Origin of the sequence: Micromonospora sp. NBRC 101691 (assembly GCF_030269285.1) — a bacterium.
Lineage (GTDB): Bacteria > Actinomycetota > Actinomycetes > Mycobacteriales > Micromonosporaceae > Micromonospora > Micromonospora echinospora.
Genome location: NZ_BSTB01000005.1, coordinates 227650 through 239560, shown reverse-complemented (window position 1 = coordinate 239560; position 11911 = coordinate 227650). Strand labels below are relative to the sequence as shown.

General features: G+C 71.2%; 11 protein-coding genes. 6 read left to right on the top strand and 5 right to left on the bottom strand.

All coding sequences use genetic code 11. The features are described from left to right. The first annotated feature begins 10 nt into the window (after positions 1 to 10). From QSK20_RS11695 to QSK20_RS11685, 3 genes are read left to right on the top strand one after another with little or no spacing between them, the layout of a single operon-like run. Positions 11 to 727, top strand: coding sequence for a 5-oxoprolinase subunit B family protein (locus QSK20_RS11695; RefSeq protein WP_285788608.1), 717 nt, complete (start codon positions 11 to 13; stop codon positions 725 to 727). Continuing rightward, positions 724 to 1572 carry a 5-oxoprolinase subunit C family protein gene (locus tag QSK20_RS11690; protein WP_285788607.1) on the top strand — a complete coding sequence of 283 codons (849 nt, stop codon included), beginning with the start codon at positions 724 to 726 and terminating at the stop codon, positions 1570 to 1572. The genes QSK20_RS11695 and QSK20_RS11690 overlap by 4 nt, the downstream gene beginning before the upstream one ends. After that, positions 1556 to 2311, top strand: a complete 756-nt coding sequence (locus QSK20_RS11685; RefSeq protein ID WP_285788606.1) for a LamB/YcsF family protein — start codon at positions 1556 to 1558, stop codon at positions 2309 to 2311. Before QSK20_RS11690 ends, QSK20_RS11685 begins: the two co-directional genes overlap by 17 nt. 76 nt (positions 2312 to 2387) lie before the next feature. On the opposite strand, the gene QSK20_RS11680 is transcribed toward QSK20_RS11685, so the two are convergent. Continuing rightward, positions 2388 to 2825, bottom strand: coding sequence for a VOC family protein (locus QSK20_RS11680; RefSeq protein ID WP_285788605.1), 438 nt, complete (start codon positions 2823 to 2825; stop codon positions 2388 to 2390). A 1-nt stretch (position 2826) separates the two neighbouring features. Further along, positions 2827 to 3411, bottom strand: a complete 585-nt coding sequence (locus QSK20_RS11675; RefSeq protein WP_285788604.1) for a DinB family protein — start codon at positions 3409 to 3411, stop codon at positions 2827 to 2829. Positions 3412 to 3472: 61 nt separating this feature from the next. On the opposite strand from QSK20_RS11675, the gene QSK20_RS11670 reads away from it, so the two are divergent. The 3 genes from QSK20_RS11670 (at position 3473) to QSK20_RS11660 (ending at position 7771) form a co-directional block, all read left to right on the top strand. Further along, entirely contained in the window at positions 3473 to 4432 is a 960-nt protein-coding gene (locus QSK20_RS11670; RefSeq protein WP_285788603.1) for a helix-turn-helix transcriptional regulator, read from the top strand. Positions 4433 to 4787: 355 nt separating this feature from the next. Beyond that, positions 4788 to 6248, top strand: a complete 1461-nt coding sequence (locus tag QSK20_RS11665) for a pectinesterase family protein (RefSeq protein ID WP_285788602.1) — start codon at positions 4788 to 4790, stop codon at positions 6246 to 6248. Beyond that, positions 6245 to 7771: an RICIN domain-containing protein gene (locus QSK20_RS11660; protein ID WP_285788601.1), complete on the top strand. Its 1527-nt coding sequence runs from the start codon at positions 6245 to 6247 to the stop codon at positions 7769 to 7771. The genes QSK20_RS11665 and QSK20_RS11660 overlap by 4 nt, the downstream gene beginning before the upstream one ends. Positions 7772 to 7900: 129 nt before the next feature. Here the strand turns inward: QSK20_RS11660 and QSK20_RS11655 are convergent, their stop codons facing one another. The 3 genes from QSK20_RS11655 to QSK20_RS11645 all read right to left on the bottom strand — a co-directional run bounded on the left by QSK20_RS11655 (position 7901) and on the right by QSK20_RS11645 (position 11781). Continuing rightward, positions 7901 to 9175, bottom strand: coding sequence for a DUF6357 family protein (locus tag QSK20_RS11655; RefSeq protein ID WP_285788600.1), 1275 nt, complete (start codon positions 9173 to 9175; stop codon positions 7901 to 7903). Next, on the bottom strand, positions 9172 to 9825 hold the full coding sequence (locus tag QSK20_RS11650) for a hypothetical protein (RefSeq protein ID WP_285788599.1): 654 nt from the start codon (positions 9823 to 9825) through the stop codon (positions 9172 to 9174). The genes QSK20_RS11655 and QSK20_RS11650 overlap by 4 nt, the downstream gene beginning before the upstream one ends. A 117-nt stretch (positions 9826 to 9942) precedes the next feature. Then, complete coding sequence (locus QSK20_RS11645) at positions 9943 to 11781, bottom strand: NHL domain-containing thioredoxin family protein (protein WP_285788598.1); 1839 nt, start codon at positions 11779 to 11781, stop codon at positions 9943 to 9945. Positions 11782 to 11911: the final 130 nt, after the last annotated feature.

Genomic DNA, 11911 nt, shown 5'->3' with positions numbered 1-11911 from the left:
GGATGGCGGCATGCGGATCCGTCCCGTCGGCGCGCACGCGTTGCTGATCGATTGCACCGAAGCCGAAGCCGAAGCCGAAGCCGAAGCCGAAGCCGGGGCCGAGGCCGGAGCCGGCTTCGACCCGGGCTCCGGCTCCACGGGGGTGGCGCGGTCGGGGGTGGACCCGGCCGGGCAGGTCGAGGCCTGGCGGGCGGAACTCTGGCGTCGCCGGGAGGCCGGTGAGCTGACCGCCGTCGAGATCGTGCCGGCCGCCACCACCGTGTTGCTCGACGGGGTGCCGGACCCGACGGCGACCGCCGCCCGGATCGCCACCTGGACCCCACGGGCGGCCGTCCGCAGCGGCAACGTCCGCACCGTCCGGGTTCCCGTCACCTACGACGGGGAGGACCTGCCCCGCGTCGCCGACCACTGGGGCGTGGACGTGCCCGAGGTGGTCCGCCGGCTCACCGGCACCGAGTTCCGGGTCGCCTTCTGCGGCTTCGCGCCCGGGTTCGCGTACCTCACCGGGCTGCCGGCGGAGTGGAACGTGCCCCGCCGGGACACCCCCCGTCCCCGGGTGCCCGCCGGATCGGTCGCCCTGGCCGGGCCGTACGCCGGGATCTACCCGACCGCCTCGCCCGGCGGGTGGCAACTGGTCGGCCGCACCGATCTTCCCCTGTTCGACGTGCGCGCCGACCCGCCCGCCACCCTCGTCCCGGGTAGCCGGGTCCGGCTGGAGGAACTGTGATCGAGATCCTCCGCGCCGGGGCGCTCACCACCGTTCAGGACCAGGGCCGACCCGGCTGGGCGCACCTCGGCGTACCCCGGTCGGGCGCCCTCGACGCAGTGGCGCTGCGCCTGGCCAACCGATTGGTCGGGAATCCGGAGTCCGCTGCCGGCCTGGAGATCACCCTCACCGGCTGTGTGCTGCGGTTGCATCGCGCCGCCACGGTCGCGGTCACCGGCGCGGAGGCCGACGTACGGGTCGGCCGGCGACCGGTGGACGCCGGCCGCCCGCTGTCGGTGCCTGCCTCGGCGGTGCTGACCATCGGCCCCGCCCGCCACGGGCTGCGTAGCTACCTCGCCGTCTCCGGCGGGATCGCGGTCGGACCGGTGCTCGGCAGCCGTGCCACCGACACTCTCTCCGGCCTCGGTCCGCCCCGGGTCCGGGACGGCGACCGGCTCCCCCTCGACCCGGATCCCGGCCCACCCGCACCGGTGGACTTCACCCCCACCCCGGCCCCGGCCACCGAACTTCGGCTGATGCTGCGCCCCGGCCCCCGGCACGACTGGTTCACCCCCGCCGCCCGAGACCGGCTGCTGCACACCCCGTACCAGGTCAGTCCGGTGAGCGACCGGATCGGCGCGCGACTGGTCGGCGCAGCCCTGCCCCGCGCGGTGGCCGGCGAGCTGCCCAGCGAGCCGATCGTGCTCGGGGCGGTGCAGGTGCCGGCCGACGGCCAGCCGTTGATCTTTCTCGCCGACCATCCCACCACCGGCGGATACCCCGTCATCGGAGTGGTGGACGACGTCACCCCGCTCGCACAGGCCCGTCCGGGGACTACCGTCAGGTTCCATGGACCTCAACGCTGACCTCGGGGAAGGCTTCGGTATCTGGCGGCTCGGCGACGACGAGGCGCTGTTGGAAGTGGTCACCTCCGCCAACGTGGCCTGCGGTTTCCACGGCGGCGACCCCTCCACCATGCGCCGCGTCTGCGCCGCCGCCGCCGAGCGCGGGGTCGCCGTCGGCGCGCAGGTCGGCTACCGGGACCTCGCCGGCTTCGGCCGCCGGCACATCGAGTACGCCTTCGACGAGCTACGCGACGACATCACGTACCAGCTCGGCGCGCTGGAGGCGTTCTGCCGGCCGTACCGGACCCGGGTCCGGTACCTCAAGCCGCACGGCGCGCTCTACCACGCCGCCGCCTGCCAGGAGTCGCAGGCCGCCGCGGTGGTCGCCGCGATCGGCGACCACGACCCGGACCTACCGGTCCTCTGTCCGCCCGGTTCGGTGCTCGCCCAACTCGCCACCGGAGCCGGGCTGCGGGTGGTCGCCGAGGGCTTCGCCGACCGGGGCTACCTCGCCAACGGGGCCCTGGTGCCCCGTTCCGCCCCCGGCGCCCTGGTCACCGACCCACAGGAGATCGCCGAGCGGGCCGTCCGGATGGCCACCGAGCGGACCGTGACCACCGTGGACGGCAGCGTCGTCCCCTGCCCGGTCGAGTCGATCTGCCTGCACGGCGACACCCCCGGCGCGGTGCACGCGGCGGCCCTGGTGCGCGCCGCCCTCATCGACGCCGGGGTGCCGCTGCGGCCGTTCACCGCGCCGTGACCGGCCGAGAAGCGCGACTGACCGGTCGGTGCCGGACGGATCCCGGTGAGCCGGAGGACCGTCGGCGCGCGACGGTTCAGTCGAGGCAGAACTCGTTGCCCTCAGGGTCGGCCATCACGATGTGACCGGTGCCGAGCGGTGGAGCGGGCTCGTGGCGGCTGAGCCGGGTGGCACCACGGGAGACGAGCCGCTCGGCTTCCGCCTCCAGGGCCGCCATCCGCGCGTCGCCCGCCAGCCCGGGGGCCGCGCGCACGTCGAGGTGCACACGGTTCTTGGCCTGCTTGCCCTCCGGCACCCGCTGGAAGAACAGGCGTGGGCCGGAGCCCTCGGGGTCGACCAGCGCCGAGGCGTCGTTGCGCCCCTCGGGCGGCACACCCATCGCCGCCAGGGCCTGCTCCCACGTCTCGAAGCCCCCGGGTGGGGCCTGCAACCGGTAGCCGAGGAGGTCGGCCCAGAACGCCGCCAACCCGGCCGGGTCGGCGCAGTCGAAAGTGATCTGGACGTCGCGGGCCATCTCAGCTCGCCTCCTGTCGGGTCTGCTGACCAGTGTGCAGGTAGAGGTCGCGGAGCAGGCACACCTCGGCCAGATGGTGGATCAGTTCGCGGTTGATGTGCAGCACCAGCGCTGCCATCGGATGCTCGGCGTACGGCCCCTCCGCCTCCCCGCACGGCCGGGCGAGGCCGGTCTCGCCGAGCGACTCGACCCCGGCCAGCCAGGTGGCGTACTCCGCGTCGAGTTGGGCCAGCGCCTCGGCCGCGGTCGCGGCGTACTCGAACGACTGGTAGTCGGTGGGCGCGCGACCGAAGTGCGCGGCGTTGCGTACCGCGAGCACGCCGACGATCACGTGCCCGAGTCGCCAGGCGATCGTGGTGAACGGGGTGGGATCGGGTTCCGGCATCGCGAAGTCGATGGTCATCGCGCCGGACCCGCCGAGTACCGGTGCGGTGCCGGTGCCGCGCGGGCGCACGTTCCAGCAGTCCGGCGTCGGCTCCCAGAGGTACTCGTCGTCGGTGAGTCCGTCGAGGCGTGCGCGCAGATGGTCGGTCCAGTGCCAGGTGATCTGGTGCTGGAGCAGAGAGTTCCAGTTCTGGTCGGTCATGCTGCCACCCTGCCGCGAATAGCGGACAGGATCGTTCCGCGATCTGTGCGACGATCGGCGCATGAGCGTCGAGGCGACGACCGAGCGGGTGCTGCGGCTGCTGGCGTTGCTGCAACGGCGACCGTCCTGGACCGCCGCCGAACTCGCCACCGAGCTGCGGGTCACCGACCGGTCGATACGCCGCGACGTGGAGCGGCTGCGCGCGCTCGGCTACCCCGTGCACGCGACGGCGGGCGTCGGCGGCGGCTACCAGCTCGGCGCGGGCACCCGGCTGCCGCCGCTGCTTCTCGACGACGAGGAGGCGATCGCCACGGCGGTCTCGCTGCGACTGGCGGCGGGGGGCACGGTCGCCGGGGCGGGCGAGGCGGCACTGCGGGCGCTGGCGAAGCTCGACCAGGTGATGCCGTCCCGGCTGCGCGCCGAGGTGCGCGCCGTGCACGGCGCTACCGAGACCCTGGTCGGCCCGGCGGTGGAGATCGACGCAGAGGTGCTGGTGACGCTCGCACGGGCCTGCCGTGACGCCGTGCGGGTGCGGTTCCGGTACGCCGGCCGCGACGGCGAGGAGCGCGAGCGCACGGTCGAGCCGGTGCGGATGGTCACCACCGGCCGACGCTGGTACCTGATGGCCCGGGACGTCGACCGCGACGACTGGCGCACCTTCCGGCTGGACCGGATGCGTGAGGTGGTGGCGACGACCTGGCGCTTCCGGGCGAGCGAACATCCGGACCCGGTCGCCTACGTGCAGCGCTCCGTGACCGGGGCACCGTACCGGTATCTCGCCCGGGTGCGGGTGCACGCCCGGCCCGAGCGGGTGCGGGAACTGGTGCCACCCCAGGTGGGGTGGGTCGAGGACGACCGCGACGGGTGGTGCGTGCTCGTCGTCGGCGGGGACGACCTGGACTGGCTCGCCGCGCACGTGGCCCGGCTGGGCTTCGAGTCGCAGGTGCTGGAGCCTCCGGAACTGCGGGAGGCCGCCGCCCTGCTCGCCCGCCGCCTCGCGGCGATGGCCGGGGCCGACTGACCGATCCGGTCCACGCACCCCCGGTGCCCAGTGACCGAGAGGGTTGCCGAGGACCTGGCCCGAGTCGGTCCGGGCGGTCCGCGCGGTCCGAGAAACTCTTCGCTGATTTTGTGTTGTCGGTCGGCCTGTGACGCGTCTGCCATACGACGGCCACGCGAGCCCCTCGTCATCTCGCCGGTACGCCCCGGGCGGCGACACCGGTAACGGCCCGTGCGGTGGGTGCTGCCTGGGCAGCGCACCCACCGTACGGCCACCACCTCTCCTGTGCGGTGGGTGCCGCCTGGGCAGCGCATCCACGCCACAGCCAGAGAGCGGTCATCGGAAGAGGACTGCGCACAGACAGGAGATCGACCACATGCGTCACAGATCCAGATGGCTCCGGCTGGCCGCGCTCGGCGCGGTGCCGGTCGTCGTCGCGGGCATCGTGAACCTCCCGGCGTCGGCGTCGTCGGCGGCGGTGCCGGTCAGCAATGGTGTCTACACGTTGGCCAGTGCGTCCAGCGGTAAGTGTGTGAACGTCGTCGGTGCGTCGACCGGTAACGGCGGGTTGTTGGCGCAGTTGGCCTGCGACACCTCTTCGGGGTCGCAGCAGTTCCGGGTCGTCGCGCAGAACGGTGCGTACGGTCTGGTCAACGTCAACAGCGGTAGGTGTGTCGACGTGCCGTATTCGTCGACGGCGTCGGGTGAGCAGTTGTGGCAGTGGGGTTGTCACGCGGAGCCCAACCAGAGGTGGACGTTCACCGCTTCGGCGGCTTCCACGGACCGGTACCTGATCCGGAGCGCGTCCAGCGGTTTGTGTATCAGCAACAAGGACGGTTCCACCGCCGGTGGTAACCCGGTCGTGCAGGAGCCCTGCTCGGACATCGCCCGGATGCAGTGGCGGTTCAATCCGACCGGTTCCACCCCACCCCCCACCACCCCGCCGCCGAGCGGCACCCCGACGGTGGCGGCGGACGGCAGCGGCCAGTACCGCACGGTGCAGGCCGCGATCGACGCCGTACCGACCAACAACGCCCAGCGGGTCACCATCACCATCAAGCCGGGCACCTACCGGCAGGTCGTCCGGGTGCCGGCGAACAAGCCGCACATCACCCTGCGGGGTCTGGGATCCGGCCCGTCGAACACCGTGCTGGTCTTCAACAACTCCGCCAACAGCCACGGCACCTCGGGCAGCGCGAGCATGTTCGTCGACGGCGCCAACTTCGTCGCCGAGAACCTGACCATCTCCAACGACTTCGACGAGAACTCGACCAGCAGTGGTCACCAGGCGGTCGCGCTGCACCTCAACGCGGACCGGGCGGTGCTGCGGAACGTCCGGCTCCTCGGTGACCAGGACACGTTCCTGGTCAACGACCGGACCCGGGCGTACATGGTCAACTCGTACGTCGAGGGCACGGTCGACTTCATCTTCGGCGGCGGCACCATCGTCATCGACCGGACCACCGTGCACGAGAAGCGGTCCAGCGGCGGCACCATCACCGCGGCCAGCACGCCCGCCGAGAAGGCGTACGGCTTCCTGTTCTACCGGTCGACGATCACCGGCACCGGAAGCAACAACACCAACCTCGGCCGGCCGTGGCGGCAGGGCGCCCAGGTCCTGTACCGCGAGTCGAGCCTGAGCGGGACGATCAAGAACTCCCAGCCGTGGACCAACATGGGCGACTCCACCTGGCAGAACGCCCGCTTCCTGGAGTACCGGAACACCGGGAGCGGAGCGACGGTCAACGGCAACCGGCCCCAGCTCAGCGACTCGCAGGCCGCCAACTACACCCCGCAGCGGTACCTGGCCGGCACCGACGGCTGGAACCCGATGTGACCACCCCCACCCACCACACCACCACCTCTCCCGGAGCCATGATGAGCATCAAGCAGAGCCCCAGGCGTTCCCGGCTGGCCGCGGCCGGCGCGGTCCTGACGGCGGTACCCGCCGCCCTCGTCGGCGTCGTCGTCATCGGCGCGTCGGCGTCGTCGGCGGCGGTGCCGGTCAGCAATGGTGTCTACACGTTGGCCAGTGCGTCCAGCGGTAAGTGTGTGAACGTTGTCGGTGCGTCGACCGGTAACGGCGGGTTGTTGGCGCAGTTGGCCTGCGACACCTCTTCGGGGTCGCAGCAGTTCCGGGTCGTCGCGCAGAACGGTGCGTACGGTCTGGTCAACGTCAACAGCGGTAGGTGTGTCGACGTGCCGTATTCGTCGACGGCGTCGGGTGAGCAGTTGTGGCAGTGGGGTTGTCACGCGGAGCCCAACCAGAGGTGGACGTTCACCGCTTCGGCGGCTTCCACGGACCGGTACCTGGTCCGGAGCGCGTCCAGCGGTTTGTGTATCAGCAACAAGGACGGTTCCACCGCCGGTGGTAACCCGGTCGTGCAGGAGCCCTGTTCGGACATCGCCCGGATGCAGTGGCGGTTCAATCCGACCGGTTCCACCCCACCCCCCACCACCCCGCCGACGCTGCCGTACCCGAACAGCCCGGACGGCTTCGCCGGCGCCGCCGGCACCACCGGTGGGACGGGCGGCACGACCGTCACCGTGACCACCCAGGCCGACCTGGAGCGGTACGCCTCCGCGAGCACCCCGCACGTCATCCGGGTCAACGGCACGATCAACGTCACGCCGTACGGCAAGGAGATCCCGATCAAGTCGAACAAGACGGTCGTCGGGGTCGGGAAGAACGGCCACATCGTCGGCGGTGGGTTCTTCCTGGGTGCCGGCACCAGCAACGTGATCATCCGGAACCTGACCATCCGGGACACCCGGGTGGCGTCCGACGACCCGGACGACAAGGACTTCGACTACGACGGCATCCAGATGGACACCGCCGACCGGATCTGGATCGACCACAACCACATCGCCCGGATGAACGACGGCCTCATCGACAGCCGCAAGGACACCACGAACCTCACCGTGTCGTGGAACATCCTCGCCGAGAACAACAAGACCTTCGGCATCGGCTGGACCGAGAACGTCACCGCCCGGATGACGATCCACCACAACTGGATCCGGGACAACCGGGTCCGGATGCCCAGCACCGACAACGTGGCCTACGCCCACCTCTACAACAACTACATGCAGAACACCGGGCAGGGTAACTACTCCCGGGGCGCGACCAGGATGGTCCTGGAGAACACCTACTTCGACCGGGTGACCGACCCGTACTACAAGGACTCCGCCGCCCAGCTGCGGCAGAGCGGCAGCATCGTGGTCAACAGCAGCGGCAAGCAGCAGACCGGCGGGTCGGCGTTCACCCCGTCGAGCTTCTACTCGTACCGGCTCGACCCGGCCTCGGAGGTGCCGAACCTGGTCCGCACCCACGCCGGACCGCAGGCCAACATCGGCCTCTGACCAGCGCCAGGGCGTGGCCCGTCCGACCGTGGGCGGGCCACGCCGCGTGGGCGTACCGGGAGACGGCGGGCCTGGCCACTGTTTTGTGGATCTTGGCTGTCCAGGGTACGGGCGGAGTTCCCCTTGGGACTACCGGGCGTCGCGCCGACGACGCGCGCGCTCGAACTCGGCGACATCCGACATCCAGGGACCGTGCTGTTCGAGTGCGGCGCAGCCGCCCCGGACGAAGGCGCTCACCAGTTTCCGGTACCCGCCGATTCCGTCGACCAGGCTGTACTCGACCTGGTACTGCGGATCCCACCCGGCCTCCCCGCGTCGCACCGTCGTGATCCGGGCGATGGAGTCCGCGTAGAAGTGCAGCTGGATCCCCTCGCCCATCTCCTCGTCCTCGATGGTGAACACTTCGTTGTCGGAGGCAGAGCGATCGGCGACGAAATCCCAGAACTCGGCGGAGGCAGTACGCGGACCGTCCCGTAGCCACTTCTTCTCGCCGCCCTTGTCGTCGGTGAACGACAGGGCCGTCTTTCTCGCACTGGCACCGACGGCGGCGTGCTCGTCGGCAGCCTCCTCGTCGTCTTCCACCGGCGTGCTCCTGGAGCGGTCCGCAGCCTCCGAGCACATCAGGAAACTCACCGTACGCACCGCGTCGTCGACGAGTTCGGGGTGTGCGCGGCGCACCGCCTCGTCGACCGCCGCCGCCATCCGATCCCAGTCGCGCTTGTCCGTGGCCCGCTTTCCCCGCCGCGGATCGAGGCCGATCTGCATCCCGGCGCACGCCTGCTCCGCAGTGGCGATCACCCGCATGACCTGGGGCAGCAGCGCGGGGTCAACGGCCTCGGGCATCCGCCTTGGAATCGTCGCGCCATGCAGATACTGGCCCGTGTACCGCAGAATCTCAGCGTCGAGGGGCCCGAGAACCGCTCCCCGCTCGGCACGACGGCGGTCCGCGTGATACTCCTGAGCACGTTTCTCGTTCGACCCCTCGGTCGCCGTGCGCATCGCCTCGCAGACCTGACCGCGCTCAAGTAGATCGATGTCGGCACCATGGGCGACGAGCCGGCTCCGGTCCCACCGGATGCGCCGGAAGAGCGCGTCGACGTCTGCGGGCGCGGCGAGCAGGACCGGGTCCAGGAGCGCGACGGCAGCGCTCTCGTCGAGCCGGCCCCGGGTTCCGGCGGCGTCGCACAGCGGAAGGACCGCACTCCACAGCAGCAGGTGTCTGGCCAGGTCCTCCCGGATCACCGCAAGATGGGCCTCCCCGATCGGGAACGTGAACGTGCGAGGCTCATGGTTGGCGTCGGCCCCGGCGGCGAGCATCAGCTTCAGCTCGCCGTCCTCGCGGACCACGTTCGGGATCCAGCCGCTGCCACGCGTGAAAACGACGTCTCTCACAACTCTGTTCACGACCACCGTGCGCATTCGGCGGCGAGGCGTGGATCGCTGCGCACCCAGACTTCGCCCCCGGCCGCCTCGGCCGGGGCGTCGACCCGTTCGAGACCGAGGAATTCGATCAACTGGAGCAGTTCGGCCCGTTCGGCCCGGTCATCGTCGACACCGTGCGAGTCGAAGAAGACGTAGTACTGGTCGCTCGGATCGACGATGCCGGAATCCGCCCAGATCCGGGCGACTTCTTCGATTGCCGCTGCTTCCGTCGTGAACGTGGCGGCCCGGGCGGCACCACGGGTCTCCGGTGACGCGTCGAGGTCGGAGAGATCGGAGAACCACTGGCCGAAGCGGTCGAGGCCGGCGTAACCGTTCTCGAAGAACAGCATCGCGCTCGGAAGATAGCGGTTGGCCCGGCCGGCCTTGAGGTGTTCCGACCTGGGTTGGTCCCCATCCTTGATCCGGGAGATCACCCCCAGCCGGGGCATGAGCACCAACCTCTGCCCCGCCGGTTCGTCCTTGATCGTGTAGGTGTCGGACTCTCGACCCCGGAAGAACGCAGAGAAGGCCATGTATGCCTCCTGAGGGTCGCCCACCGAGACCTGTTGATCGTTGCCGTCGTCGGCAGCGAAGACGAACTGCTTCGGTCCGGGCTTGTACGGGCGGGCCATGGGCGTCCTTCGTTCACGTGTGCTGGCTCCGCCAGCCTAGTTGATCAGGGCAGACACGCCTGCGGCCCTGGTCACAGGCATGCTGTGCGCCCGGTCCTGGCCAACTGCCGTACAGCGCTAGGCGTCCAGCCCACGCAGCACCAGCGGAAGTCGGGCCGGAGCGTCGTCGACCACCCGCACCGGCACCCCCCAGTCCTGCCGGGTCAGGTGGCACGCCCCGTGTTCGTCGGCCACGTCACAGGTGGCCGCCTGGGCGGTCACCTGGAGCACACCGGCCCGGACGCTCGGGTCCACCACCAGCCGACGGGACAGGTCGGTGCCGGCGCCGGCCCCCTCTCGCAGCAGCTCCGGCGGGGAGGCCGAGACCACCAGCCGGGTCGACGGGCCGAAGCTCTCGTCCATCTTCTGACCGGGCGGGGGCGTGAAGATCACGTCCAGGGTCACCTCACCGGCGGCGATCTCGGTGGGCGGACGCTCGGTCCGGTGCCGGGGGCCCTCCACCGTGCTCGCCCCGACCGCCGAGAGCGCACCCGGGGCGAGCCGGGTCAGCCGGTGCGCGGCCGACTCGACCACCAGGACGTCACCGGCCGGGGTCAGCACCACGTCGCTCGGCTCGGCCAGCCCGTCGGCGACCGTCGACACCATCCGGGTCGCCGGGTCGAACCGCCGCACCGCCCCGTTGTACGTGTCGGCGACCAGCACCGAGCCGTCGGGCAGCGCGCACACGCCGAGCGGGTGCTGGAGCAGCGCCTGGTCGGCCGGACCGTCGACGTGCCCGAAGTCGAAGAGGCCCTGACCCACCGCCGTGCCCAGGACGTCGTTCTCGACGTAGCGGAGGGCACTGGTCTCGCTGTCGGCCACCCAGAGCCGCCGGCCGTCGGCCGAGACGGAGAGCCCGGAGGGCTGGGCCATCCACGCCTCGGCCAGCAGGCCGTCCCGCAGCGCCTCGACCGTGGTGCCCGCGTACATGCCGGCGGTCCGCTTGACCGGTTCGAACCACCAGAGCTGGTGGATGCCGGCCATCGCGATCACGATCCGGTCCTCGTACCAGGCGAGGTCCCAGGGGGAGGAGAGGTCGATGGAACGGGCGTCGTGCGCATGGTCGTCGACCGTGGAACGCCATTGCCGGCCGGTGCCGGCGACGGTGCTCACCTCGCCGGTGTCGAGGCGTACGCCGCGCAGCAGGTGGTTGACGGTGTCGGCGACCACCAGGTCGTACCCGGCAACCTCGGCGACGTGGGCGGGCAGCAGGCAGAGACCCTGCGGCTCGGAGAAGGTGGCGCTGCCGGCCGGTCCGTCGGCGCTGCCCCGCTCGCCGGTGCCGATCCGGCGGACGACCGTCTCACCGTCGGGGGCCAGCTCCACCAGCGAGTGCCGGGCCGAGTCCGAGACCAGCAGATTCCCGCCGTCGAGCACCACGGCCTTGCCGGGAAAGCGCAGGGTGGTCTCCGGTTCCGCCGGCGGCACGTACGGCCCGTCGCCCCGGTGCAGCGTCCCCTTGGCCTCGTGTACGGCGATCAGCTCGTCGATCAACCGGGCCAGCCCTTCGGCGTGACCCTCGCCGGCCATGGTGGCGACCACGTAACCCTCGGGGTCGACGACCGACAGGGTCGGCCACGCCTTCGCCGCGTACTGCTGCCACATGTCCAGCTCGGGATCGTCCAGGACGGGGTGGTGCACGCCGTACCGCTCGACCGCCGCCGCCAGGGCGTCCGGGTCCTTCTCGTGCTCGAACTTCGGCGAGTGCACGCCGACGACGACCAGCACGTCGCCGTACTTCTCCTCCAGCGGGCGCAGCTCGTCCAGCACGTGGAGGCAGTTGATGCAGCAGAAGGTCCAGAAATCCAGCAGGAGAATGCGGCCCCGGAGGTCCCGCAGGGTCAGGTTCCGTCCGCCGGTGTTCAACCACTGGCGGCCCCGTAGCTCGGGTGCGCGGACCCGGGGCGACGTCGACATACCGCAACCCTGCCACGCCGGCACCGGGAACGACCGCAGGGGCCGGGAATGGTAACGATGGCAACGGACGTGAACGGCGACTGCCCGGGACGGCCGCACCCGCCCCGCCCCGGCGTGTTCGGGTCAGGCG